Here is a 24,020-nt window from a genome sequence, read left to right on the forward strand (position 1 = left end):
CTCAGCTCCAGTCCACGCTGAGGTACTGGGTCTCGGTGAAGGCGAGCAGGCCCTCGCGGGCGCCCTCGCGACCGAGGCCGCTCTGCTTCACGCCGCCGAACGGCGCGGCCGGGTCGGAGACCAGACCGCGGTTGACCCCGACCATGCCGGCGTCGAACCGCTCGGCGAGGCTGATGGCCCGCTTGAGGTCGCCGGAGAACACGTACGCCGCCAGGCCGTACTCGCTGCTGTTGACGTAGCCGAGCAGCTGCTCGTCGTCCTCCCAGGTCACGACCGGAGCGATCGGCGCGAAGAGCTCGTCGTTGACCACGGCGGCGCCGGGGTCGACATCGGTGAGCAGCGTCGGCGCGAGGAAGTGACCGGGCAGGTCCGGCAGCTGCGCCTGGGCGGCGACCCGGGCGCCGGCGTCGATGGCCTGCTCCAGGGTCGCGGTGGTGCGCTGGAGCGCCCGGGCGGTGATCAGCGGACCGATCTCGGCGCCGTCGAGCGCGCTGCCGACGACCAGCTTCTCGATCGCGGCACCGAGCCGGTCGGAGAACTCGCGTGCCACCGAGGCGTGCACGTAGAGCCGGTTGGCGGCGGTGCAGGCCTGGCCGCCGTTGCGGAACTTGGCGATCATCGCACCGGCGACGGCCGCGTCGAGGTCGGCGTCCTCGGCGACCACGAAGGGGGCGTTGCCGCCGAGCTCCATCGAGGCGTTGACGACCCGCTCGGCCGCCTGCTTCAGCAGCTGGCGGCCGACGCCGGTGGAGCCGGTGAAGGAGATCTTGCGGACTCGGGCATCGTCCAGCCACGCGCCCACAACGCTGGGGGCATCGGTGGTCGGGACGATCTGCAGCGCGCCCTCGGGCAGGCCGGCCTCGAGCAGGAGCTCGCCGACGGCGAACGCCGTCAGCGGGGTCTCCTCGGCCGGCTTGAGCACGGCGGTGCAGCCGGCGGCGAGCGCCGGGCCGATCTTGCGGGTGGCCATCGCCGCCGGGAAGTTCCACGGCGTCACGAGGGCGGCCACCCCGACGGGGCGGTGCGTCACGATGGTGCGGGTGCCGCCGGCGGGGGACTCGCCGTAGTCGCCGCCCGGGCGGACCGCCTCCTCGCTGAACCAGCGGAAGAACTCCGCGGCGTAGGTGACCTCCGCGGTGGCGTCGGCGATCGACTTGCCGTTCTCCCGCGAGATCAGGGTCGCGAGACGATCACGGTCCCGCAGCATCAGCTCGAACGCCTTGCGCAGCACGTCGCTGCGGCGGCGCGGTGCGGTCGAGGCCCACTCGGGGAAAGCCGCGTGGGCGGCGTCGACCGCCGAGATCGCGTCGCTCACACCAAGGTCGGCGACCTCCTGGATCGGCTCGAGGGTGGCCGGGTTCTCGACGACGAACGTCTTGCCGCTCATGCCTTCTCCGCCATGATCTGCTCGAGTACGTCGAAGGCCTCGTTCAGCAGCTCGTCGCTGATCGTCAGCGGCGGCAGGAAGCGGAAGACGTTGCCGTAGGTACCGCAGGTCAGCACGATGACGCCGGCCTGGTGGGCGCCGGCGGCGATCGCCTTGGTGAGGTCGGCGTCGGGCTCCAGGGTGCCGGGCTTGCACAGCTCGACGGCCACCATGGCGCCGCGGCCGCGGATGTCGACGATCGCCGGGTGCTGCGCCTGCAGCTTCTCCAGGCGACCCTTGATGATCTCCTCGATCTCGCGAGCGCGGCCGTTGAGGTCGTGCTCCTTCATCTCCGAGATCGCGCCGAGCGCGGCGGCCGCGGCGACCGGGTTGCCGCCGTACGTGCCGCCCAGGCCGCCACCGTGGACGGAGTCCATGATCTCGGCGCGGCCGGTGACCGCTGCGAGCGGCAGACCGCCGGCGATGCCCTTGGCGGTGGTGATCAGGTCGGGGACGACGTTCTCGTGCTGGACGGCGAACCACTCGCCGGTGCGGCAGAAGCCGGCCTGGATCTCGTCGGCGACGAAGACGACGCCGTTGGCGGTGCACCAGGCGGCGATGGCCGACAGGAAGCCGTCGGCGGGGACGATGAAGCCGCCCTCACCCTGGATCGGCTCGATGACTACACAGGCGACCTGGTCGCCGCCGACCTGCTTCTCGATCACGTCGATCGCCTTGGCCGCGGCCTCGGCACCGGAGAGCCCCCCGTCGCGCAGGGGGTAGGACATGGGGGCGCGGTAGACCTCGCCGGCGAACGGTCCGAAGCCGTGCTTGTACGGCATCTGCTTGGCCGTCATCGCCATGGTGAGGTTGGTGCGGCCGTGGTAGGCGTGGTCGAAGACCACGACGGCGTCGCGCTTGGTGTGGGCGCGGGCGATCTTGACCGCGTTCTCGACGGCCTCGGCGCCGGAGTTGAACAGCGCCGACTTCTTGGCGTGCTCACCAGGGGTCAGCTCGGTGAGTGCCTCGCAGACCTCCACGTAGGCGTCGTACGGCGTGACCATGAAGCAGGTGTGCGTGAACGCCTCGAGCTGCGCCTTGGCGCGCTCGACGACGGCGGTCGCCGAGCTGCCGACGGTCGTCACGGCGATGCCGGAGCCAAGGTCGATGAGGTGGTTGCCGTCGACGTCGACGACGATCCCGCCCGCCGCGCGCTCGACGAAGACGGGCATGGTGGTGCCGACGCCACTGGCGACGGCAGCCTGCTTGCGGGCCATCAGCTCGGTGGAGCGGGGGCCCGGCAGGTCGGTGACGAGGCGGCGCTGCTGGGCCACCCCGTTGACGGTCTTGAGGTCGGTGGACGTGCTCATGAAGCCAGTGTCCGAACCAGCGGCCTATGCTGTCCAATACTTGTTACGTCTCTTCCCCATGCTCTAGAGGCATAGGATGAAGCGATGCAGCTCCACCACCTGCGATATTTCGCCGCGGTCGCCGACGCGGGCACGGTCAGCGCCGCCGCCGAGCGGGTGCACGTCACCCAGCCGGCACTCTCGCGGCAGCTGCGCCAGCTGGAGAGCGACCTGGGTGTCGCGCTCTTCGAACGCAGCGCCGGGCGGCTGACGCTGAGCCGCACCGGTCGCGAGCTCCTCCCCGCCGTACGCCGCCTGCTCGCCGACGCGGCAGCGCTCGAGGCAGCGGCCGCCTACCACGCGGCGGGCAGGATCGAGCGGCTCCGGGTGGCGGCGCCGATGGTGACGCTGACCGACGTGGTCTCTCCGTTCGTGGCGACGATGGCCCCCGACGAGCCGGTCGTCGACGTGGTGCCGGCGGACGGTCTGACCACGACGGCGATGCTGGAGCGCGGTGCGGACCTGGCGATCGGCACCGGCCGCCCGAGCCGGCCCTCGCGGTGGCTGCCGCTCGCGGTGCTGCCGGTGTGGGCCTACGTGCGCGTCGACGATCCCTGGGCGGGCCGCGGCCGGATCGCGTTGCACGAGCTCGCGCACCGGCCTCTGGTCGGGCTGCCCTCGACCTTCACCGCCCGGGAGGCGCTGGACGCGGCCCTGGTCTCCGCCGGGCTCTCGGTCGAGGTGTTCACCGAGGCGGCCAACGGCACGGTCGCCCAGGCGTTGGCTGCGTCGGGGCGCGGCGTGGCGATGGTCTCCGACGACCCGCGGTACGGCCTGGTCCCGCTGGCCGTAGAGCTGCCGGACGGCTCGCTGCTCAGCGTGCGGCTGGTCGCGGCGTGGGACGGTCGCAGTGTGGCGGGTGCCGCGATGCAGGCCATCGCCGTACGGCTGAGCGCGTGGGTGACGGCGCACTACGCCGTGCCGCGGGAGTGACCCGTCCGGGATGCCATCAGGCCCGCCCCGCGAGCGGGACGGGCCTGGTGACCGGGGGAACTGCGGACCTCAGCTGGCCAGGTCGGCCATCGCGTCGGCGTTCTCACTGTTCTTGCGCAGCGCGCCGACGACCAGGCCGACGACCAGGCTGATCACCGGCAGCAGCACCAGGAACCAGCCGAGTGTGGAGAGGCCGAAGGACTGCGTGGTCGGGTCGACGCCCTTGGCGACGGTGCCGGCCAGCAGGCCGAAGCGGGCCATCACCAGGTAGAACGCCATGCCCAGGCCGAGGATGGACAGGATCGGCGCGGTGATCGTCCGCCACCAGTGCGGGTTGTTGCGGAAGTAGACGACCACCGAGAGCGAGACCAGCGCCTCGACCAGCAGGATGGCCAGGACGGTCATCGAGCTGAACCAGCTGAACATGTTCAGGAACGGGTCCTTGTGGGCTGCCGCGAAGACCACGATGACGATGCCCGCGACGACCGAGGTGGCGACGGCGCCGTAGACCGGCGCGCCGTGCCGGTTGACCCGGTCGAGCGCCCGTGGCAGGACGCGGGCACGGCCGAGCGCGAAGAAGTAGCGCGCCGCGCTGTTCTGGAACGCGAGCAGGCCGGCGAACAGCGAGCTCAGCACCAGCCAGCTCATCAGCGTGGCCATCCAGCCGCCGACGAACTCGCGAGCGACCGAGTAGACGACCTCGGCCGGGTTGCTCAGGCCGTCGGAGATCTTCATGACGTTGTCGACAGCGTGGTCACTGCCGATGCCGCTGACGATCGCCCACGAGGTGAGCGCGAAGAGCGCCGCGATGAGGACGATCGCGGTGTAGGTGGCGATCGGGACCGCGCGCTTGGGGTCCTTGGTCTCCTCGGCGTAGATGGCGGTGGCCTCGAAGCCGATGAAGGAGGCGAACGCGAAGGCCAGCGCGATGCCCGCACCACCGTTGAGGCCGCCGGCGAAGACGTTGCTCGGGGCGAACGACGCCGCGAAGTCGAGACCGTCGGGACCGCCGCCCTGGAAGATCACCGCGAGGGCGGTGACGAAGAGCGAGAGCACCTCGACACCCATCAGCACGCCGAGCACCTTGGCGCCGATGTCGACCTGCAGGATCGAGAGGAGCGTGACGAGGGCCCAGGCGATGAGGCACCACACCCACCAGTGCAGGTTGGTGCCGAGCTTGTCGTTCAGCTGCGAGGCCGCGACCGAGCCGAAGAAGCCGTAGATGGCCAGCTGCACGGCCAGGTAGGCGACCAGCGAGACGAACGCCGACCCGACACCGGCGACGCTGCCGAGTCCTCGGCCGACGTAGGCGTAGAAGGCGCCGGCGTTGCTGACCTCGTGGCTCATCGTCGAGTAGCCGACGCTGAAGAGGAGCAGCACGATGCCGGCGACCAGGTAGGCGCCCGGGGCGCCGGCGCCGTTGCCGAGACCGATCGCGACCGGTACGGCGCCGGTCATGCCGACGAGCGGCGCAGCCGCAGCGACGACGAAGAAGACGATGCCGGCGATGCCGAGCTTGTTGGCAGCCAGGCTCTCTCCGGGCTCGGAGTCGACAGCGGCCGGCTCAGTGGGTGCGGTCATCGGGTACCTCCTGGGGCGGTGACGCACGATTGTGATGTAGCGCACGCACACTAGTTTGCTTCCAAACGACCTGTCGAGAGGTTCTGGGAAAAATGTTTGTTGCCAAACGATTGCCTTGACCGGCGCGGTCCCGAGCAATACGTTTGGATCCAAACGATCTTGGGGGCGCCGGTGTCGCGCCGCTGATGGAGGAGCCATGAACCTGCCCAGGAATGAGCACATCGCGACCGTCGAGGGCGTCGACGTCGATGTCCGCCACTGGATCGGTGGCGAGCGCGTCGCGTCGGACCGGACCTTCGACGACATCTCCCCGATCGACGAGACCGTCATCGCGCGGGTGCACGCCGCCGGCGCCGACGAGGTGGACCGCGCCGTGGCCGCCGCTCGGGCTGCCTTCCCGGCCTGGGCCGCGCTGCCGGTGGCCGAGCGGGCCGCCGTCCTGCGTCGCGTCGCCGAGGGCGTCGAGGCCCGGATCGAGGACCTCGCGCAGGTGGAGACGCGCGACAACGGGTCGCTGATCCGCAGCCACCGCCGCGGCGTGATGCCGCGCGTGGCGACGAACTTCCGCGCCTTCGCCGACTTCGCCGAGCACAAGCTCGCCCACCCCGACATGGAGGTGCCGGGTCGCGGCCACCGCCAGCGGATCAGCTACGACCCCGCCGGTGTGGTCGCCATCATCACGCCGTGGAACGCCCCGCTGATGCTCGCCACCTGGCGGATCGGCCCGGCGCTCGCCGCAGGCAACACCGTCGTCGTCAAGCCGCCGGAGTGGGCGCCGCTGACCGCCAGCCTGCTCGCCGACATCATGCACGAGGCGGGCGTGCCTGCCGGCGTCTTCAACGTCGTGCAGGGCACCGGCGCCGAGGCGGGCGCCCCGCTGACCGCCCACCCGGGGATCAACCGGCTCGCCTTCACCGGCTCGGTGCCGACCGCCGGGGTGATCGCCAAGGCCGCCGCGGAGAACATCGTGCCGCTCTCCTACGAGCTCGGCGGCAAGTCGCCGCTGGTCGTGCTGGAGGACGCCGACCTCGACCTCGCCGTCGAGATCGCCGTCGAGCAGTTCGACAACGCGGGTCAGGTCTGCCTCAAGGCGGCGCGGATGCTGGTGCACTCCTCGCTGGTCGAGGAGTTCACCGCGCGCGTCGTGGCCGGTGCCGAGAAGATCGTGCAAGGCGACCCGCGCGACGAGGCCACCGATGTCTCCGCACTGATCTCGCGCCGCCACTTCGAGCAGATCAGCGGCTTCGTCGAGCGCGCCCTCGCCGACGGTGCCAGGCCGCTGCTCGGTGGCGGGCCCAACGACGACCTCGGCGGCCTCTTCTTCCGCCCCACGATCCTGGTCGATGCGCCCGAGGACTCCGAGATCATGACCGAGGAGGTCTTCGGCCCCGTCGTCACGATCCAGTCCTTCGAGACCGAGGAGGAGGCCGTCCGCAAGGCGAACGACTCCCGCTTCGGCCTGGCCGCGACCCTGGTCACCGGCAGCGTGGAGGCCGCGGAGCGCGTCTCCGCGCAGCTCGACGCCGGCACCGTCTGGGTGAACTGCTTCTTCGTCCGTGACCTCGAGGCCCCCTTCGGCGGCAACGGGAAGTCCGGCATCGGCCGCGAGGGCGGAATCTGGTCCTTCGACTTCTACACCGACATCAAGAACAGCGTGTTCAGCCCGGAGGGCTGGACGATCGAGCACAGCAGCCCCAGCGGCTGGAAGGAGTGAGTCATGGGTGAGGTGGTGGGCGCCGGTCTGCTGGCGCACGTTCCGACGATCGTCCTGCCCGAGGAGATCCGTCGCGAGCTCAACAACGGCGAGGACAGCACCCTGGTCTCGGGGCTGCAGCAGCTGCGTCGCGAGGTCTTCGAGACCCTCGACTACGACACCGTCGTCGTACTCGACTCGCACTGGGCCACGACGGTGGAGTTCGTGGTGACAGCGCAGGACCGCCGCAGCGGGCTGTTCACCTCCGAGGAGCTGCCGCGCGGCATGGAGCGTCGTCACTATGACTTCGCGGGCGACCCCGAGCTGGCCCACCTGATCGCCAGCAAGGCGGCGAACCACTCCACCTGGATCACCCCGATCGACGACCACGAGCTGCCGATCTTCTATGCGACCACCAACCTGTGGGAGTTCCTCGGCGACGGCCTGCCGGAGAAGAAGTGGATCTCCATCGGCGTGTGCCAGACCGCCGACGGCGAGGACAGCTACCGGCTGGGTCGTGCGCTGGGCGAGGCGATCGCCGAGTCCGACCGCAAGGTGCTGCTGCTCGCCTCGGGCGCGCTGTCACACACCTTCTGGCCGCTGCGCAAGCTGCGCGACCACGAGGCCGCCGGGCAGGAGCACATCTTCAGCCCCGAGGCGCTCGCCGCCGACCTGGAGCGGATCGAGTGGTTCAAGGCGGGTGACCACAAGCGGGTCATCGACACCATGCCCGAGTTCCTCCGCTTCCGGCCGGAGGCCAAGTTCATGCACTACCAGATGATGATGGGCGCGATCGGCGAGGAGTCGTGCACCGCACCCGGTCGTCAGTACGGCGAGTACGAGAACTCGGTCGGCACCGGCCAGGTGCACCTGTGGTTCGACCGGCCCGAGGGTGGGTTCCCCGGCGCGAAGCAGACGCCGCTCGACCCCGACTACGCCCGCCAGATGAACCTGGCCGGCGCCGACATCCCCGCCGCGGGCTGAGCCCGGCATCCGGCCCAGCCAGCGCCAGCACCCGATCGAGAAACGAGAGAAGCTCCATGACCCTGCGTGAGACCCGCCGCATCCTGCTCGACGGCAACGCCGTCGACGTCGTCCGGGACGGCGAGAACCTGGTGGCCGGCGACGGCCGCGTCGTGGCGATCGCGGACGCGATCCACCTGCCGCCGGTGACCCCGCAGAAGATCATCTGCGTCCACCTGAACTACTCCAGCCGGGTGCAGGAGTTCGGTACGTCGCTGCCGCCGGCTCCGACGTACTTCCACAAGCCGGTCACCGCGCTCAACGCCCACGACTCCGCCGTGGTGCGCCCGGAGGGCTGCAAGTGGCTCAACTACGAGGGCGAGATCGCGATCGTGATCGGCAGGACGGCCCGCAACATCTCGCCGGAGGAGGCCGGGGACTACATCCGCGGCTACACCGTCGCCAACGATTACGGCCTGCACGACTTCCGCGACACCGACTCCGGGTCGATGCTGCGGGTCAAGGGCGCGGACACGCTGTGCCCGGTCGGCCCCGGTGTGATCGAGGGCTGGGACTTCCGCGGCAAGCGCATCCGCACCCTGGTCAACGGCGAGGTCAAGCAGGACGGCAACACCGACGAGATGGAGTGGGACATGCACTACCTCGTCGCCGACATCGCGCGCACCATCACCCTGCACCCTGGCGACCTGCTGCTCTCGGGCACGCCCGCGGTCTCCCGCACCGTCTACCCCGGCGACATCGTCGAGGTCGAGGTCGAGGGGCTCGGCACGCTGCGCAACCACATCGTGTCCGGACCGACCCCGATCCGCACCGACGTGGGCGCCCAGCCGACCGAGTCCGAGGAGGTCCTCTCCACGGCCAAGGGCGGCGACTGGGAGTTCCGCGGGATCCGCAAGCCGCAGCCGCCGACCCACTGAGTCCGTGTCCCGATGAGCACCGTTGACACCGCCGAGCGCCGGCCGCGGATCCTGATCCCGGCCCGGTTCTCCACGAGCGCCTCGGCGCTGCGCTACGGCGCCGAGGTGACCTCCCGCAACCTGGTCGAGGGGGTGTGGGCGGCGGGCGGGGAGCCGCTGATGGTGCACCCGCACGCCCCCGGCGGCGTGGCCGACCCGGACGAGGTCGCGGCTCGGCTGGAGGTCGCCGACGGCGTACTCCTGCCGGGTGGGGGCGACCTCGCCGCGCACTGGACCGGTCAGGACCCGCACCCGACGCTCTACGACGTCGACGAGGAGCAGGACGCCTTCGACCTCGCGGTCGCGCGGATCGCGCTGGAGCGTGGCATCCCGCTGCTGGCGATCTGCCGTGGGCTGCAGGTGGTCAACGCCGCGCTCGGGGGGACCGTCGTGCAGGACATGGACACCGAGTACGGCGAGGGTCGCCACCACCGTCACCGCGTGCATGCCACCGCGGTCGCCCCCGACTCCGCGCTCGCCGCGGTGCTGGGGGAGAAGCTGGACGTCAGCTGCTACCACCACCAGTGCCTGGCGACGCTCGGCACCGGGCTGCGGGTGATCGCGCGCGCCTCCGACGACGTGGTCGAAGCGGTCGAGCTGGAGGACCCCCGAGGCTGGTTCCTGGGTGTGCAGTGGCATCCCGAGGACACGTGGGCCGAGAACGACGCCCAGCTGGGTGTGCTGCGGGCGCTGGTCGACGCATCGCGCTGATCGTGGAGGGTTGTGCGCACCAGGTGTGCACAACCCTCCACGATCAGCGGAGCAACTACGTCAGTACCGCTCCGACGTCTCGACCAGCGTGCGCAGCGCGTCGGTCATCGAGGTCAGCTGCACCTTGTCCAGGTCGCCGACGACCGTCGACTCGGTCTTGTTGAACTCGGGGTAGATCTGCTCCATCAGCCGCACTCCCTCTGGGCTCAGCTTGAGGTTGACCAACCGGCGGTCGACGGTGCTCGGGATGCGCTCGAGCAGGCCGCGCGAGAGCAGCGTCTTGGAGACGCCGGTCAGGGTGCCCTTGCTGATGCCGACCGACTCGGCGACCTCGCGGGTCTCCATGGAGTCCCAGATCCAGAGCGTCCACAGCACCAGGAACCCGGTCCAGGTCAGGTCGTTGGGTCGCAGCACCGAGTTGGTCAGACGGCCCCGGACCGCATTGGCGGCGCGGTAGAGGCTCAGCAGAGCGTGCGACGCGGTGAAGTCCAGCGGGAGGTGCTGGACTCGTTCGCGCGTCGCGCGCTCGACCTCGGCTAGCGAGTGCTGATCTGGCATGCAGGCACCTTAGTTTGGTCAGACCCAGGATCCGTCAGCGGTCTGTCGCGCCAGCGTGTTGCCGCCGTCCCAGATGACGCCGACCTGGCGGTAGTAGCCGCCGATGATCTCCTCGACGGTGAGGTCGGCGAGCTCCTCGGTCGGCGACTCGAACAGCTTCAGGTCGACGTCGCCGGACCAGGCCTGGCCGGCTTCGAAGGAGGAGGAGCCCGAGGAGATGAGCTCGGCGTACGCGTCCTGGCCGCCGGCGATGCCGGGCAGGATCCGGTGGTGCGCCATCGGGTGGCCGTTGACGAAGCCGTTGGTCTCCGACTCCTCGCGCAGCGTCAGCACGACCTCTGCGAGCCGCCGGTCGCCCGCGGCCAGCGAGGCGCCGAAGACGCCGCCGGGGCCGATCTGCGGGGCGCCCTGGCTGAAGGGGTGGGGGCGGGTCTGCCACATGGAGCCGAGCTTCTTCGGATAGCCCTGGTGCAGGCCGCGGCCGATGGCGAAGTCCTTGTCGACCCAGATATAGACGCAGCGGGAGTAGGTCACGCCGCGGAAGGAGCACCGTACGACGACGAACGCCTCCTTGTACTGCGAGCGGATCGGGTCGAGGAGCTCCTCGCGGCTGCTGGAGCAGGACTGCCAGTCGGCCCAGATCAGCGCGACCGCGCCCGGGTCCTCGGGGGCCAGGTCGAGCGGCTCGGGGAGCAGCGCCTTCACCTTCGCGGGATCGGTGCGGTACTCGACGGTGAGAAGGTCACCGGAGTACTGCCACGGGGGGTTGGGGATCAGCGTCGCGCGGCCCGTCTCGGTGCGCGGGTAGAGGAAGCCGTTGAGCTGGCGCAAGGTGCACTCCTGAAGATCGTTTGGATCCGTACGATACGAGAACCCGACGGCTCCCACAAGGGTTCGGGAAGGGCTTGTGTGGGCGGGCTCACAGGATTATTGTTCGGATCCAAACGATTGGAAGGACATCTCGTGAGCCACTTCGACACGTCCGGTCTTCCCGGAGCCCAGGACAGGCTGAGCGCGGACGGCATCGACGTCGTACGCCTCGGCTACTCCGACATCATCGGCGTCGACCGTGGCCGCGACGTCCTGGCCAGCCACTTCGCCCGCACGGTCGGCGGCGGGGTGGCGTTCTGCAAGTCCGTCTACGCCACCACCCCACTCGGTGGCGTCGTCGACTTCGACGGCGGGATCTCCGCCGGGCTGCCCGACATCATCGCCTTCCCCGACCTGAGCACGCTCCAGCCGGTGCCGTGGGAGCCGGGCGTCGCGCACTGCATCGGCGACCTCTACAACGCCGACGGCACGCCCTCGGAGGAGAGCCCGCGCAACGTGCTGCGCAAGATCGTCGGGCAGTTCAAGGAGCTCGGACTGACCCCGATCGTCGGACCCGAGCTCGAGTTCTACGTCCTCGAGCAGGACCCCGGCTCCGCCACCGGCTGGAAGCGGTACGGCGAGAGCTCCGGCCACGTCTACACCACCGGACGCAAGGGCGACCCGGAGAACACGCTGCTCGACGCGCTGCGTCATCTCGGCAACTACGGCCTCGACGTCGTGGCGGCGAACCACGAGTTCTGCTCGGGCCAGTACGAGATCAACATGTGGCACTCCGACGCGCTCGACGCCGGCGACCGGGCGCACCGCTTCAAGGACGCCGTCAAAGAGCTGGCCCGCCGCCGCGGCCAGCTGGCGACGTTCATGCCCAAGCCGTTCAACGACGAGGGCGGCTCCGGCTTCCACCTGCACTTCTCGGCCGTCGACGCCGACGGCACGCCGCTCTTCTACGACGCGAACGCCGAGGACGGCCTCTCCGAGCTGGCGCGCCACGCCATCGGCGGCATCATCGCCCACGCCCCGGCGATCGCGGCCGTGGCCAACCCGACGATCAACTCCTACAAGCGCTTCGGCCCGGACACGCTCGCTCCGTGGCTGATCGACTGGGGCCTGGACAACCGCAGCGCCATGCTGCGCGTCCCGCCGGAGCGCGGCGGCGCCACCCGGCTCGAGCTGCGCCTGGGCGATGCCAGCGCCAACTCCTACCTCGCCATCGCGGGCATGCTCGCCGGTGCGATCCTCGGCATCCGCAACAAGACCGAGCCGCCGGAGGCGCTGGTCGGCTACGGCTACGACCCCGAGCGCTCCGAGATGCTGCCGCAGAGCCTCGACGAGGCCCTCGATGCCCTGGAGAAGGACAAGGAGATCGGCGAGCTCCTGGGTGCGCCCTTCATCAGCACCTTCCTCGCCTACAAGCGCGACGAGATCCAGCGCTTCCGGTCGGCTGTGACCGACTGGGAGTTCCGCGAGTACGCCACCCACATCTGAGCCAGCTTCAGCTCTCGAGGAGATACAGCCATGCCCCGCCACGCCCCTGTCGCCCTCTCGGAGGTCGACCTCGCCGACATCGACGGCTTCGCCGACGAGCGCGGCTACGCCCAGTTCGACGTGCTGCGCGCCGAGGAGCCGGTGCACTGGAACCCCGAGCCTGACGGCCAGGGCTTCTGGAACGTCACCCGCTACGAGGACGTCTGGACCGTCGACCGCGACCCGGAGACCTTCACCTCGACGAAGTTCGTCAACCTCGAGGACATCGACGACGACCTCGCCGACGCGCGGCGCTCGCTGCTGGAGACCGACGGCCAGCGGCACGTGGCGCTGCGCCACCTGATCCACCGCGAGTTCAGCCCCCGCAACCTGATGAAGAACTATGAGGCGTTCCTGCGGCAGCTGACCAAGCAGACCGTCGACCGAGCCTTCGCCGCCGCCGCGGAGAACGACGGCGAGATCGACTTCGTCAAGCTGATCAGTGCTGACTTCCCGATCCAGGTGCTCGCGCGACTTCTCGACGTACCCGCCGATCACACCCCGCAGCTGATCGCCTGGGGCAACGAGATGGTGGCCAACACCGACCCCGACTACGCCAAGGTGCGCCTCGACGACCCGGAGTCGGAGAAGTACAAGCACCTGCCGTTCCGCTCGCCCACCGTGCTCGACGTGTGGGCCTACGGCAACAAGCTGCGCGAGTCGCGCATCGGCGGCGAGGGCATCGACCTGGTCTCGATCCTGGCCAACAAGATGCCGCAGGACGGCGTGGAGCTCTCGCAGGCGGACTTCAACAACTACTTCTCGCTGCTGGTCATCGCCGGCAACGAGACCACCCGGCACGCGATCAGCCAGTCGATGCTCGGCCTGCTCGAGCAGCGCGACCAGCTCGAGCTGCTGGCCGCCGATCCCGCGCTGATGGAGACCGGTGTCGAGGAGCTGCTGCGCTGGGCGTCGCCGGTCTACCACTTCCGGCGTACGGCAACCCGCGACGTGGAGCTGAGCGGCAAGGAGATCAAGGAGGGGGACAAGGTCGTGATGTGGTTCGCCTCGGGCAACCGCGACGAGCGCGTCTTCGCCGATCCCTACAAGCTCGACGTCACCCGGACCAACGTCGACCACATGACCTTCGGCAAGGGCAGCCCGCACCTGTGCCTGGGCAACAACCTGGCACGGCTGGAGATCAAGCTGATGTTCCAGGAGCTGCTGCCCCGGCTCGCCGACATCCAGCTCGTCGGCGACGTACGCCGCGTGCGGAGCAACTTCGTCAACGGCATCAAGGGCTTCCCGGTCAGGATCAAGGAGGCCTGAGCCCAGCCTCAGTCTGTCAGTCACAGCTCGACCCCCGGCCCGGATGGGCCGGGGGTCGAGTGCTTCGGGACATGGCCAGGGAAGAGCGGCCGGCACGCGCCCGGCAGCCGTGGAAGTGTGGGCGCATGGTGATGACGACGAAGGTGTTGAGTGTGACAGTGCCGGTGCCCGATCAGGACCGAGCGCTGGCGTTCTACCGCGACGTGCTGGGCTGCGAGGTGCGTTACGACGGCGAGCCGTGGCCCGGCGCGCGGATGATCGAGGTGGTCCCCCCGGATCCTCGGTCGGCATCGTCCTGCTGCCGGCCGACAGCGAGATCCCGGTCGCGGTGAGACTGGGCACCACCAGCGCCGAGGCCGCCTACGAGCGGCTCACGGATGCCGGGGTCACGCTGCACAACGAGGCGCCGATCTCGATCGGCGGTGGCAGCCCGATGTTCTTCTTCGACGACCCCTTCGGCAACGGTCTGGTGTACATCCAGGACTGATACATCGCGACGCGGGTCAGAGGTCGAGCGCGTGCAGGTAGCGGTCGGTCATCCGGTCCTGCGCCCATCGGGCCACGGGGCCGCCGGCGCGCGCGAGCGTGGTCGCGGGCCGGGAGAAGGCGCTGACCGTGAAGGTGACCTGGCCCAGGTCGTCGCGCTGCAGGTGGAAGCACTCCTCGCCGCTCTCGGGGTGGCCGGGCAGCGTTCCGTAGGCGAAGCCGATCCGGTCCGGTTCGTCGATCACGTAGACCACACGGCACGGGATGCGGACGGCGATCGGTCCGACGCCCAGGCGCATCAGGACGACAGCGCCTGGCTCGGCCGACGGTGCGGACGCGGCGAGCCGGAGGCCGGCGCGCTCGTGAGCCTGCCAGGCCAGGAGGCGCGCCCCGACGCGGTGGAGGTCCGCGCCAGGGATGCGTCGGGTGCGCACGAAGTGTCGGTAGCCGGGCGGGGGAGTGTCCGCCGTTGCGCCGATCTCCGGGTAGGTGAAGGCGGCCGTTGCTAGCGCCGCGGTCGCGGCGGCCGACAGGGACGTGACCACCCGACCATCATGCTGGATCCGCGAACGAGACAGGGCCCGGAGTCGGAGACTCCGGGCCCTGTCGTGTCGGCATGCCTAGTGCTTGACGACCACCATCACGGCGGCGGTGCTCGCCGCCGTCACTGGTCGGTGTCCGTGTTGGGCACGTTGGCACCCGGAACGCGCGACGGAGCAAAGATCTGCGTGTCGCCGGGGTAGGGCGTGCTCCAGTCGTGAGCGCGGTACCAGGTGTAGCGGTTCATCAGGTCCGGGTTGGCATAGTCGGCGATGGCCATCGCACCGCTGAGGTGCTGCTGGGCCGCCCACGTGTCCCACTCGTTGGCAACCGCCTGCTCCGCGGCGGGAACGTCCGTCGCAGCTGCCTCACTCTTCTGCAGCGCCTTGGCAGCCGCGCCGGTCCGGCCGAGGGTGTCGTTGCCACACGCCGGCGTGCCACCGCTCAGGCCCTCGGTCAGTGGGACCTGGTTGGCGATCGAGTTGTAGGGGGCGTTGTTCGGCTGGGTGCTGAAGGCGCCGTACATCGGCGTGGCCGCGGCCACCTTCTCGTTCAACGGCTGCGCGCCGAGGATCTGCTCGATCGTGCGGACCATGCTGATCTGCGAGTAGTAGGTGTCGACGACCTTGCCGTGCTGCGCCCAGGGGCTGATGACCTGGATCGGGGCACGGTGGCCGTCGACGTGGTCCGCGCCGGCCTGGCTGTCGTCCTCGGCCACGAAGACGACCGAGTCCTTCCAGATCGACGAGTGCGAGATCTCGTCGACGACCCGTCCGACGGCGACGTCGTTGTCGGCGGCCTGTGCCTCAGGGCTGGCCTGGCCGCTGGTGTGGTCGCTGGAGAACCACATCATGTTGAAGTTCGGCACACCCTTCTCGGCGCCGGCCGAGCTGGCGAGCTGGCTCTTGAAGTCCTGCTCCCAGATCGCTTCGCGGTAGATGTCCGGGATCGAGGTGTCGAAGGCCGGCGAGAGCGGGTCGCTGATCGCGTTGAGCGAGGGGATGACCGAGCCGTAGTGGGCGCCGGCGAGCGGGCCCGAGGTCAACGGCGAGGCGTCGGCATGGGCGTCGTACGCCGTCGCGGCGCAGTAGTACTGCTGCCACGTGGAGCCGGCCGGCTTGCCCTCGCCGTACTCGTACTCGCCGTAGTTCTTGGCCGTGGCGCCCGCGGCCTGGACCGCGCTCCACAGGAAGCCGGAGCGCTGGTGGCCCAGGACGTCCTCCTCGGTGTCGTAGGAGCGGGTGTACTCGCCGGCCGACGACTCGGTGTACTCCGGGTTGTCGCCCATCATCATCCAGTTGTGACCCTCGGCGGAGTTGGTGCCGATGTCGTAGGTGTTGTCGTAGAGACCGAACTGCGTGGCGAGGGCGTGCTGGTTCGGGGTGACCTCCTGGCCGAACTGCGCCAGTGTCGGGTCGCCGTTGCCCTGCTTCATGTCACCGAAGAGCTGGTCGTAGGTGCGGTTCTCCTTGACGATGAGGAAGACGTGCTTGATCTTCGAGGAGGCCTGACCGATCTGGGTCGGGACCGGGTTGGCGCTGGGCACGGTGACGGTCCTCGTGGAGCAGACCCGCTTCTTGACGACCTTGTAGAGCTTCTTGTGGTGCTTCTTCGCCTTCTTCTTCGCCTTGCCCTTGAGCTTCACCTTCACCTTGACCGTCTTGCAGGTGGTGACCTTCTGGGTGGTGCTCATCGACGGATCGGTGCTCCAGCCGTTCTGCTGGAAGACGGTCCCGGTGTCCGCCTTGATCGCGGCGTCGGTCGGCCACGTGAAGCGGGTCAGCGAAGCGGTCGTGGCGTGCGTGCCGTGCCCGGTGGCGGTAGTGGTGTTGAGGCCCTGGCTGTAGCTGAGCTTCGGGCCGCGCGCGTCGATGCCGCGACGGTTGGCGACCACGACCTTGCCGGCGGCATCCGTGAAGACGCCCGAGGGGTAGTAGTCCGTCGGGATGAGGCCGATCTCGCTCACCGGGTCCTGTGCGTCGGCCCCGAGGGTGAAGACCTCGATGGCGTCGGCGCGGCCCAGCGAGACCAGGAGGTGGCCGTTCTGGAGGTCGATGGAGTCGGGCTCGTAGCCGACCGCCGTACCGCGGTTCTTGCCGCCGTCGCTCGCGTTCACCCACGGTTGGGTGCTGATCGTCTGGACGACGGCGTTCGTGGCCGGGTCGATCACCGAGACGGTGTCGTCGTCGGTGTTGGCGACGTACAGCGTCTTGCCGTCGGTGTAGGTCGCGGTGGGATGGAGGCCGACCGTGATCGTCGCCGCGACACCCGTGGTGACGGTCGGGTCGATCACCGAGACGGTGCCGCCGGTCGAGGAGCCCGTGGTGCCGTTGGCTCCCACGGTCGAGCCGTAGGACTGCATCGAGGTGCCGGTCGGGTTCGCCGCGCCGCCCTCGTTCGCGACGTACAGCTTGCCGTCGACGAACGACAGCTGGCGCGGAGCGACACCGACCTTCCACTGCGCCAGGACGGATCCCGTGGCCGGGTCGATCTCGTCGACCGCGTCCTGGCCGTTGAGCGCGGCGTAGAGGTTGCCGTCGGGCCCGAAGACGGAGCCTGCCGTCAGGGCCAGCTCGGTCGTCGTCGTGGCGAACGGGTTGGCCGTGCTGGTGACGATCGGGTGGGCAGCGGTGACGACGGGCAGGAAGACCGTGCTCGGCGCGCTGAGGTTGCCCGTCGCGTCGACGGAGTAGACGTCGAAGCCGCAGGCGACCGGCACCCACAGCTTGGAACCATCGCGCGAGAAGGTCGGGTTGCCCTGGCCGATCGTGCCGTCGGCGCTCGTGCCGCCCGGCGTACAGGTGTTCGCGCTGGTCTGGCCGGCCGGTGTGTTGACGTAGGTCATCGAGGGGAAGCCGGCGTTCACCGCCGCGTTCACGAAGGTGTTGGCTGTCTTCGCGTCGCCCACGGGGGCCGTGCCGGCGGCGGAGACGGGCTGGTAGGTGTCCAGGTTGAACATCTGTACGTCGACGGAGTGGTCCGTGCTCGTCGTCGCGAGGATGTGCCCGGTGGGGCTGATCGCCGAACCCATGATCTTGCCGAACGGCGTCTCGAGGCGGTCACCGAGCGGGTTGATCGTCTGGTCGTCGGAGACCTGGACGCTGCCGTCGGAGTAGGTGGAACCGACGGTGTGGGTGCCGAACCCGACGGTGGACGCGGCGGCGATGCCACCGGTCGTGAGGGCGAGAGCGACACCGCCCGCTGCGAGGAGGCGCAGACGCTTGCCTCTCAGGATGCCTCTGAGAGCTGAGGTGCCCTCAAGACGACGACGCCGACGTGTGACGTGCATGGACTGTCCTTTCCTGCAACTGCGGGTGGGAGGAGTGCCGCTTCTCGAGGTGGTGCAGGTGCTACTTCGTCAGCAGGTCCACGAGGCCGTCGAACTGCCACAGGGGGTTGGGGGTGTCCCCGTCGACGGTGTGGACCTGGAAGGAGCCGTTGACCTCCTTGGGGCCATCACCGTCGGCGACGTAGCGACCATCGGCCGTGACGTCGAGCTGGAAGGTGGCCTGGCCGACGAAGGCCGTACCGGGCGTGTGCCACGAGACGATGCAGCGCCAGTCGTTGCCGGGACCGCTGTCCTGGTCGTTCGGGCCACCCTTGTCGCACGAGGACCTGGTCCGCATCGTGACCTCGGTGACGGTGGGACGCTGCAGCTCGTCGGTCTGCAGCACGTAGAGATGGCTGAAGGTCGTCGACAGCGAGTCCTGGAGCTTGGCCCGGGTGACGCCGGAACCGTCGGCCGGCGTGGCCCCGCCGAGCACGACCGCTGTGACGACGGTCAGGCCGGCGAGCGGCACCAACCCTCCGACGATGATGCGGCGCGCCGAGCCGTCGTTCGTGAGGTCCGTGAAGTCGCGGCGCACGAAGTGGTGGTGAGCCAGCGCGGTGGCGACGACCGCCCACGCCACGCTCACCGCGAGTCCGGCCCAGATCGGCCCCATCTGGGCGGGGCTGGTGAACAGACCGCGCCAGGCGACGAAGGCGTTGCTCGGAAGCGCCATGCGTACGGCGGCGGGCAGCGGCAGCAGCGCGAGGACCTGGAGCAGCAGCGCGACGAGGGCCGGCAGGAGGAGGCCGATCGGCGAGCGACCCAGGGTGACGGAGCCGAGCAGCCCGATCGCGGCGTACGCGAGGGTCGCCACCGCGACGCAGAGCCACGCGATGGTCACCCGGCCGGCGGCGTCGCCCACGCCGAGGGTGTGGCCGTCGAGGCCGACCAGCGGATGGCTGCCGATGCCGAGCAGCCCACCCACGGTGGCCGAGATCGCGAGGCAGGCCACCATCGCGAGCACGACGATCAGGCTGGAGAGCGCCTTGGCGGCGAAGATGCGCCGCGTCGACCGCACAGCGACGACGAGGTGACGCCACGTACCGAGTCGGTCCTCGACCGCGAAGACGTCACCGGAGACGAGCGACGTGAGCAGGGGCAACGCCCACGTGCCGACGAACGCGAGGATGACGAGCGGCCCGGCCCAGCCGGTGAGCGCCATCTGGCGGCCGAAGACGGTGTCCGCGGGCAGCGAGCTCTGCTGCCCCACAGCGGCGACGAAGGCGCCCGGCACGATGAGGCAGACGAGAAGCATCAGGCGGATGCGCCACTGGGCGACGAGCTTGACCAGCTCGAATCGGAAGGTACGACGCAACGACGCCGGACGAACCGTCGCAGGCGCATCCGATCGGCTCGGGTGGACGAGGGTGACCGTGCTCATCGCATGCGCTCCCCGGTGGCGTCGATGATGTCGGCGTCGGCGGCGTCGGCGGCGTCGGCGGCGTCGGCGGCGTCGGCGGTGTTGCCGGTGAGGGCGAGGAAGGCCGCCTCGAGCGGCGGAGTCACCGGGCTGAGCTCGCGGACGGCGAGGCCGGTGCCGACGATGCGGCTGATCAGCTCGTCCATCGCGGGCACCGAGCCACGCACGACGAGAGCGGCGTCGGACGCCAGGGCGCCGCCGGTCATCCCTGGCCCCGACACAATGCTGATGCCGGAGGTGCGGGCCGCCACCTCGCGGGCGCGGGCGCCGTCGGAGGAGACGAGGCGGTAGTCGAGGTCGCCACTCTCGGCGGCGAGCTTGCCGAGTGGTCCGGAGAACACCACCCGGCCGGCGGAGAGCAGGGTGACGTCGCTGCACAGGGCCGCGAGGTCGTCCATCCGATGGCTGGAGATGATGACAGCCACGCCGGCCTCGGCCAGGGACCCGATCACGCGGTGGACCTGACGTTTGCCGGCCGGATCCAGGCCGTTCGCGGGTTCGTCGAGCACGAGGAGGCGGGGGTCGCCGAGGAGCGCCGCGGCAAGGCCGAGTCGCTGGCGCATCCCGAGCGAGAAGCCGCCCACCGGATCGTCGGCGACCTCGAGGAGGCCGACCTGACCCAGCGCGTCCTCGACACTCGAGGCGGCGTACCCGCGCAGCGTCGCGAGCGATCGGAGGTTCTTGCGGGCGGTCAGTGCCGGGTAGAGACCCGGCCCGTCGACGAAGCCCGCGACGCCGTCGGGGACAGCGAGGTCACGTCCGACCGTGCGACCGAGGATCTCGAGCTCGCCGCTGTCGGGGAAGGAGAGTCCGAGGAGCATGCCGAGCAGGGTGGTCTTGCCGGCGCCGTTCGGCCCGACGAGGCCGTGGACGGAGCCGGCGTCGACATCGATGTCGACGCCGTCGAGGGCGATGACGTTACCGAAGTCTTTTCGAATGCCGCGGACCCGGACCGCGCGAGAACCCATGTGCTGCCTCTCACCATGCCGACGCGGTGCTGGCACGGTGGCCGACACTCTGGCGAACAAGACGCTAGGGAGGGCGACCACACCTCCGGCTTTACTCAAGGGGTCGCGCAGCCGAACCGTGGGTGAACGGCTCGGTCCGGCTGACCATCCGCGTGGTTCAGTTGACACATGGCCAGACCGCTGTGGGTCGTCGTCGGAGTCGTCGTCGTGCTCCTCGGGCTGCTCTGGACCCTGCAGGGGACGGGTGTCATCGAGGGCAGCTCGATGAGTGGCACGACCACGTGGGCGGTCATCGGCCCGATCGTGGTCCTCGTCGGCGTGGTCGTCCTGGTGGTGGGGTTCCGTGGCCGCAGGTCCTGAGGGTGCGCCGGTCGGCCGCCGCGTGGTCCTCGGTCTCCTCGGCCTCGGCGCGGTCGGCGTGGTCACCGGCAGCAGGATCCAGGCATGGCTGAGCAGCGCGCTGGCCCCGGTACAGCTGCACGACCCGACCGGTCTCTCCGGGCTGGTGCCACTCGGTGACACGTGGCGCTACTACTCGGTCACGGGCCCGGTCGCCTCGCGCGACGCCGCGTCGTACTCCCTGGAGGTCTCCGGCCTCGTCGGGCGCCCGGCGACATACTCACTGGCTGATCTGCAGGCGTTGCCCCAGACGTCGTTCACCGACACGTTCCAGTGCGTCACGGGCTGGCGCGTACCTGACGTCTCGTGGTCGGGCGTCCGGGTGGCCGACCTGCTGGAGGCGGCCGCGCCGGCCACCGACGCGGTGGGCGTGCGGTTCGGATCCTTCGACGGCACCTACTCCGTCAACATGACTCTCGACCAGGCCCGCCGCAGTGACGTCATCGTGGCGCTGACCATGTACGGCAAACCTGTCACCCACGCCCACGGCGGTCCCGTGCGGATCTACTCCGGCTCGATGTACGGCTACAAGAGCACGAAGTGGCTCTCCAAGATCGACGTGACGCCGAACAACCGTCCGGGCTACTGGGAGGACCGCGGCTACCCGCTGAACGGGATCATCGGTGAGTGAGGGCCCCAAGGTCGGGGCGGACCTCGACCGGTTCGTCCGCGCCGAGCGCGTGGTGCACCGACTGGTCGCGATCCTGATGGGTACGTGCCTGGTCACCGCCGTGATCCTCTACAACGGCTCCATCATGCTGGCCGTCGGCCACCGCCACCTCGTCGAGACCATCCATGTCTGGAGCGGCCTAGCGTTGCCGGTCCCGATGCTGGTGGGCCTGGCGTCCGCGGCCTACCGATTCGACCTGCGACGGCTGAACCGGTTCACGTCCTCGGACTGGAGCTGGCTGCGCAGCCGGTCCCGTCGCGGCGGCACCATCCCGGTGGGCAAGTTCAACGCCGGCCAGAAGATCAACGCGTGGCTGGTCGCCGGCGCCACCGGGGTCCTGCTGGGGACCGGCGCGCTGATGTACTGGACCGGGCTCGTCCGGCTCTCCTGGCGCTCCGGCGCGACCTTCGTGCACGACTGGTCGGCACTCGCGCTCGGGCTGCTGGTGATCGGCCACACGGTCTACGCCTTCAGGGACCCGGAGGCTCGCCGGGGTATGCGCACGGGAAGGGTCTCGGCCCGCTGGGCGCGCGCCGAGCACGCTGCCTGGGCGGACGAGGTCGACAGGCCAGAGCTCGATCCCTGAGTCGAGACCCGGTCAGGCGCCGTCCTCGGTCAGGGTCCTGGACGGCAACCAGTCGGCCCCGAGGAGCTGGGCGAGGTCAGCGAGTCCGGTGGTGTCGCTGCCGACCGTGTCGGAGGCTGCGGCGATCCGCTCCACCATCACCTTGCCCACCTGCTCCTCGACGGTGCCCTCGGCGTACGCGATGTGCCACGGGGAGACCTGGTGGTCGCGATGGGTGCGGCCGGTCACCTGCCGTCCGGCGATGCCCGAGAAGCGGGCCTGGTGGAAGACGCCGACCCGCGGCTCGGTGCTCGCCCGGCGGCCCTCGGCGAGGGTCTCGCCGGCGTGCAGGCTGATCGAGGCGACGGTGGTGAAGACGCAGACCTTCGCCTGTCCGGTCTGGAACCGGAGCCGCTCGGCCTCGGGGTCGAACCGGTCGCGGCCGTAGATCGTGGCGACCTCGATGCCGGAGTCACGCAGCCGGTCGGCGATCGGGTCGGCGGCGGTCGCGACGAACTCGACCGAGCACGCCACCTGTCGCTCGGCCTGGACCTGCTGGGCGATCCAGTCGACGGTCGAGTCGACGCGGATGAGGCCGGCCTTCTGCCGGAAGCGCAGCAGCGCGGCACGGCCCTTCGCGACGTTGCGGCCGCGGCGGGCGACGTCCATCTCGCGGCAGAACTCACCCCACTCGGCCTCGTACGCCGTCCGCTCCGTCGGCGTGAGCGTCACCGGCATGCCGGAGATCGGCACCGGCCCCCACGGCGCCGCCCGGTGCAGCATCGCCGGAGGCCGCTCGTCGGCGAGCCAGCCGCGCACCAGGTTGAGGTCTGCGGCCCGCCTCGCCGGGTCGCTGGTCCACGTCGCGCCGTATCGGCCCTGCTCGACCCCGACGCCGTGGCGCTCGAGCGCGGTGGCGAACGCCGGCCCGGGCTGGGTCGCCGAGGTCCACTCCCGCATCGGCTCGCCGAGGACCTGCGCATAGGCCGGAGCCAGGTAGGGCAACTCGAGCGGCGTGTGTCCGGGCGTCGCGGTCGTCGCGATGACGAACGGTGCCACCTCGTGCGGCTTCCCGTGCCCCGAGATCCGCGCCCAGAGCTTCCACCGCTTCGTCGTCGTACGTCGCAGCGCGTGGGCCTCGTCGGCGATGATCACATCCCAGGTGTGGTCCTTGACCTTCTCGAGCCGGTCCCACGTGATCACGACCCATTCCAGACCCCCGTCGCCGAGTGCCGTGATCGTGCGACACCAGTGGCCGATCGTGATCGCGGCGGGCCGGTCGGCGACGACGAGCACCCGTCGCGCAGCGCGCAGGTCGCCGACCGCCGTCGCTCCGAGGACTGCGGCGATCGTCTTGCCCACGCCGGGCTCGTCGGCCAGCAGGAACTGCCGCCCGCCGGCCGCGGCGCGCGCCGCGATCGCATCGGCTGCTTCGAACTGGATCCTCCGGGGTTCGAGCGCGTCGGTGGGCTCGGGGCTGGGTGTCGGGCTGCCCGGGTTGAGCGTGTTCTCGACGAACCGACCGAGCGTGTACGGACCCGGAGCGTAGGGCGCGAGGTGCGCGGGCAGGGCACGCCCGACGTACAGGTGGGTCTTGACGGCCGGGTGCCAGGTGGCGCCGTCGACCTGCGTGCCGTAGGGCACGTCGAGCACCCACAGCCGCTCGCCCGGCCCGGCGACCGGCAGCGGCCGCTGCGATGCTCGCGCCCCGCTGCGGCGCGGGGACGCGCTGCGTCGACGAGCGCTGGATCGGCTAGTACTGGGCACCCCGCGGACGCTATCGCGGCCTCCCCAATTTCGGGGTTTCTCTCAGGTTCCTCTCAGGG

22 protein-coding genes are annotated in these 24,020 nt (G+C 70.2%); 12 read left to right on the forward strand and 10 right to left on the reverse strand.

Annotation, left to right across the window (positions count from 1 at the left end; translation table 11 throughout):
• Position 1 precedes the first annotated feature (1 nt).
• Positions 2-1,387, reverse strand: coding sequence for an NAD-dependent succinate-semialdehyde dehydrogenase (locus H036_RS0115295; protein ID WP_017935676.1), 1,386 nt, complete (start codon positions 1,385-1,387; stop codon positions 2-4).
• A complete protein-coding gene (gene gabT, locus H036_RS0115300) occupies positions 1,384-2,736 on the reverse strand; it encodes a 4-aminobutyrate--2-oxoglutarate transaminase (protein ID WP_017935677.1) in 1,353 nt (450 codons plus the stop codon). The genes H036_RS0115295 and gabT overlap by 4 nt, the downstream gene beginning before the upstream one ends.
• 84 nt (positions 2,737-2,820) lie before the next feature.
• On the opposite strand from gabT, the gene H036_RS0115305 reads away from it, so the two are divergent.
• Positions 2,821-3,708: a LysR family transcriptional regulator gene (locus H036_RS0115305; RefSeq protein ID WP_017935678.1), complete on the forward strand. Its 888-nt coding sequence runs from the start codon at positions 2,821-2,823 to the stop codon at positions 3,706-3,708.
• A 69-nt stretch (positions 3,709-3,777) separates the two neighbouring features.
• Here the strand turns inward: H036_RS0115305 and H036_RS0115310 are convergent, their stop codons facing one another.
• Positions 3,778-5,289: an APC family permease gene (locus H036_RS0115310; RefSeq protein WP_017935679.1), complete on the reverse strand. Its 1,512-nt coding sequence runs from the start codon at positions 5,287-5,289 to the stop codon at positions 3,778-3,780.
• A 196-nt stretch (positions 5,290-5,485) separates the two neighbouring features.
• Between H036_RS0115310 and H036_RS0115315 the strand changes: the two genes are divergently transcribed.
• The 4 genes from H036_RS0115315 to H036_RS0115330 are packed head-to-tail and all read left to right on the forward strand — an operon-like array spanning position 5,486 to position 9,633.
• Positions 5,486-7,003 (forward strand): aldehyde dehydrogenase, encoded by a 1,518-nt coding sequence (locus H036_RS0115315; protein WP_017935680.1) that lies wholly within the window; start codon positions 5,486-5,488, stop codon positions 7,001-7,003.
• Positions 7,004-7,006: 3 nt separating this feature from the next.
• Positions 7,007-7,966: a catecholic dioxygenase gene (locus tag H036_RS0115320; RefSeq protein ID WP_017935681.1), complete on the forward strand. Its 960-nt coding sequence runs from the start codon at positions 7,007-7,009 to the stop codon at positions 7,964-7,966.
• 56 nt (positions 7,967-8,022) lie between these two features.
• Positions 8,023-8,883, forward strand: a complete 861-nt coding sequence (locus H036_RS0115325; protein WP_017935682.1) for a fumarylacetoacetate hydrolase family protein — start codon at positions 8,023-8,025, stop codon at positions 8,881-8,883.
• A 12-nt stretch (positions 8,884-8,895) separates the two neighbouring features.
• Positions 8,896-9,633, forward strand: coding sequence for a gamma-glutamyl-gamma-aminobutyrate hydrolase family protein (locus H036_RS0115330; RefSeq protein WP_017935683.1), 738 nt, complete (start codon positions 8,896-8,898; stop codon positions 9,631-9,633).
• Between the two features lie 60 nt (positions 9,634-9,693).
• Here the strand turns inward: H036_RS0115330 and H036_RS0115335 are convergent, their stop codons facing one another.
• Both H036_RS0115335 and H036_RS0115340 read right to left on the reverse strand, forming a co-directional pair.
• Positions 9,694-10,191, reverse strand: coding sequence for a MarR family winged helix-turn-helix transcriptional regulator (locus H036_RS0115335; RefSeq protein ID WP_017935684.1), 498 nt, complete (start codon positions 10,189-10,191; stop codon positions 9,694-9,696).
• 18 nt (positions 10,192-10,209) lie between these two features.
• Positions 10,210-11,022, reverse strand: a complete 813-nt coding sequence (locus tag H036_RS0115340; RefSeq protein ID WP_017935685.1) for an acetoacetate decarboxylase family protein — start codon at positions 11,020-11,022, stop codon at positions 10,210-10,212.
• 132 nt (positions 11,023-11,154) lie between these two features.
• On the opposite strand from H036_RS0115340, the gene H036_RS0115345 reads away from it, so the two are divergent.
• From H036_RS0115345 to H036_RS23075, 4 genes are all read left to right on the forward strand, one after another.
• A complete protein-coding gene (locus tag H036_RS0115345; RefSeq protein WP_017935686.1) occupies positions 11,155-12,507 on the forward strand; it encodes a glutamine synthetase family protein in 1,353 nt (450 codons plus the stop codon).
• 30 nt (positions 12,508-12,537) lie between these two features.
• Positions 12,538-13,815 (forward strand): cytochrome P450, encoded by a 1,278-nt coding sequence (locus tag H036_RS0115350; protein ID WP_017935687.1) that lies wholly within the window; start codon positions 12,538-12,540, stop codon positions 13,813-13,815.
• A 131-nt stretch (positions 13,816-13,946) separates the two neighbouring features.
• Entirely contained in the window at positions 13,947-14,147 is a 201-nt protein-coding gene (locus tag H036_RS26185) for a VOC family protein (RefSeq protein WP_442852443.1), read from the forward strand.
• Complete coding sequence (locus H036_RS23075) at positions 14,054-14,302, forward strand: VOC family protein (protein ID WP_198289992.1); 249 nt, start codon at positions 14,054-14,056, stop codon at positions 14,300-14,302. The genes H036_RS26185 and H036_RS23075 overlap by 94 nt, the downstream gene beginning before the upstream one ends.
• Positions 14,303-14,318: 16 nt before the next feature.
• Here the strand turns inward: H036_RS23075 and H036_RS0115360 are convergent, their stop codons facing one another.
• The 4 genes from H036_RS0115360 to H036_RS0115375 form a co-directional block, all read right to left on the reverse strand.
• On the reverse strand, positions 14,319-14,846 hold the full coding sequence (locus H036_RS0115360) for a DUF1990 family protein (RefSeq protein ID WP_017935688.1): 528 nt from the start codon (positions 14,844-14,846) through the stop codon (positions 14,319-14,321).
• A gap of 119 nt (positions 14,847-14,965) precedes the next feature.
• Positions 14,966-18,130 (reverse strand): bifunctional YncE family protein/alkaline phosphatase family protein, encoded by a 3,165-nt coding sequence (locus tag H036_RS0115365; RefSeq protein WP_017935689.1) that lies wholly within the window; start codon positions 18,128-18,130, stop codon positions 14,966-14,968.
• Positions 18,131-18,191: 61 nt separating this feature from the next.
• Positions 18,192-19,553, reverse strand: a complete 1,362-nt coding sequence (locus H036_RS0115370; protein WP_017935690.1) for an ABC transporter permease — start codon at positions 19,551-19,553, stop codon at positions 18,192-18,194.
• On the reverse strand, positions 19,550-20,560 hold the full coding sequence (locus H036_RS0115375) for an ABC transporter ATP-binding protein (RefSeq protein WP_017935691.1): 1,011 nt from the start codon (positions 20,558-20,560) through the stop codon (positions 19,550-19,552). Before H036_RS0115375 ends, H036_RS0115370 begins: the two co-directional genes overlap by 4 nt.
• 168 nt (positions 20,561-20,728) lie before the next feature.
• Between H036_RS0115375 and H036_RS0115380 the strand changes: the two genes are divergently transcribed.
• The 3 genes from H036_RS0115380 to H036_RS0115390 are packed head-to-tail and all read left to right on the forward strand — an operon-like array spanning position 20,729 to position 22,215.
• Positions 20,729-20,920, forward strand: coding sequence for a hypothetical protein (locus H036_RS0115380; protein ID WP_017935692.1), 192 nt, complete (start codon positions 20,729-20,731; stop codon positions 20,918-20,920).
• Entirely contained in the window at positions 20,904-21,590 is a 687-nt protein-coding gene (locus H036_RS0115385) for a molybdopterin-dependent oxidoreductase (protein WP_017935693.1), read from the forward strand. The genes H036_RS0115380 and H036_RS0115385 overlap by 17 nt, the downstream gene beginning before the upstream one ends.
• Positions 21,583-22,215, forward strand: a complete 633-nt coding sequence (locus tag H036_RS0115390; RefSeq protein ID WP_017935694.1) for a cytochrome b/b6 domain-containing protein — start codon at positions 21,583-21,585, stop codon at positions 22,213-22,215. The genes H036_RS0115385 and H036_RS0115390 overlap by 8 nt, the downstream gene beginning before the upstream one ends.
• A gap of 12 nt (positions 22,216-22,227) precedes the next feature.
• On the opposite strand, the gene H036_RS0115395 is transcribed toward H036_RS0115390, so the two are convergent.
• Positions 22,228-23,961 carry a helicase gene (locus tag H036_RS0115395; protein WP_026146084.1) on the reverse strand — a complete coding sequence of 578 codons (1,734 nt, stop codon included), beginning with the start codon at positions 23,959-23,961 and terminating at the stop codon, positions 22,228-22,230.
• Between the last annotated feature and the right edge of the window lie 59 nt (positions 23,962-24,020).

Origin of the sequence: Nocardioides sp. Iso805N (genome assembly GCF_000364605.1) — a bacterium.
GTDB lineage: Bacteria > Actinomycetota > Actinomycetes > Propionibacteriales > Nocardioidaceae > Nocardioides.

Excerpts from the sequence above, each read along its gene's own strand:
- H036_RS0115365 (WP_017935689.1), bottom strand. The coding sequence starts at position 18,130 with ATGCACGTCACACGTCGGCGTCGTCGTCTTGAGGGCACCTCAGCTCTC.
- H036_RS26185 (WP_442852443.1), top strand. The coding sequence starts at position 13,947 with ATGACGACGAAGGTGTTGAGTGTGACAGTGCCGGTGCCCGATCAGGAC.
- H036_RS0115310 (WP_017935679.1), bottom strand. The coding sequence starts at position 5,289 with ATGACCGCACCCACTGAGCCGGCCGCTGTCGACTCCGAGCCCGGAGAG.
- H036_RS0115350 (WP_017935687.1), top strand. The coding sequence starts at position 12,538 with ATGCCCCGCCACGCCCCTGTCGCCCTCTCGGAGGTCGACCTCGCCGAC.
- H036_RS0115380 (WP_017935692.1), top strand. The coding sequence starts at position 20,729 with ATGGCCAGACCGCTGTGGGTCGTCGTCGGAGTCGTCGTCGTGCTCCTC.
- H036_RS0115335 (WP_017935684.1), bottom strand. The coding sequence starts at position 10,191 with ATGCCAGATCAGCACTCGCTAGCCGAGGTCGAGCGCGCGACGCGCGAA.
- H036_RS0115320 (WP_017935681.1), top strand. The coding sequence starts at position 7,007 with ATGGGTGAGGTGGTGGGCGCCGGTCTGCTGGCGCACGTTCCGACGATC.
- H036_RS0115375 (WP_017935691.1), bottom strand. The coding sequence starts at position 20,560 with ATGGGTTCTCGCGCGGTCCGGGTCCGCGGCATTCGAAAAGACTTCGGT.
- H036_RS0115295 (WP_017935676.1), bottom strand. The coding sequence starts at position 1,387 with ATGAGCGGCAAGACGTTCGTCGTCGAGAACCCGGCCACCCTCGAGCCG.
- H036_RS0115330 (WP_017935683.1), top strand. The coding sequence starts at position 8,896 with ATGAGCACCGTTGACACCGCCGAGCGCCGGCCGCGGATCCTGATCCCG.
- H036_RS0115325 (WP_017935682.1), top strand. The coding sequence starts at position 8,023 with ATGACCCTGCGTGAGACCCGCCGCATCCTGCTCGACGGCAACGCCGTC.
- H036_RS0115315 (WP_017935680.1), top strand. The coding sequence starts at position 5,486 with ATGAACCTGCCCAGGAATGAGCACATCGCGACCGTCGAGGGCGTCGAC.
- H036_RS0115370 (WP_017935690.1), bottom strand. The coding sequence starts at position 19,553 with ATGAGCACGGTCACCCTCGTCCACCCGAGCCGATCGGATGCGCCTGCG.
- gabT (WP_017935677.1), bottom strand. The coding sequence starts at position 2,736 with ATGAGCACGTCCACCGACCTCAAGACCGTCAACGGGGTGGCCCAGCAG.
- H036_RS0115305 (WP_017935678.1), top strand. The coding sequence starts at position 2,821 with ATGCAGCTCCACCACCTGCGATATTTCGCCGCGGTCGCCGACGCGGGC.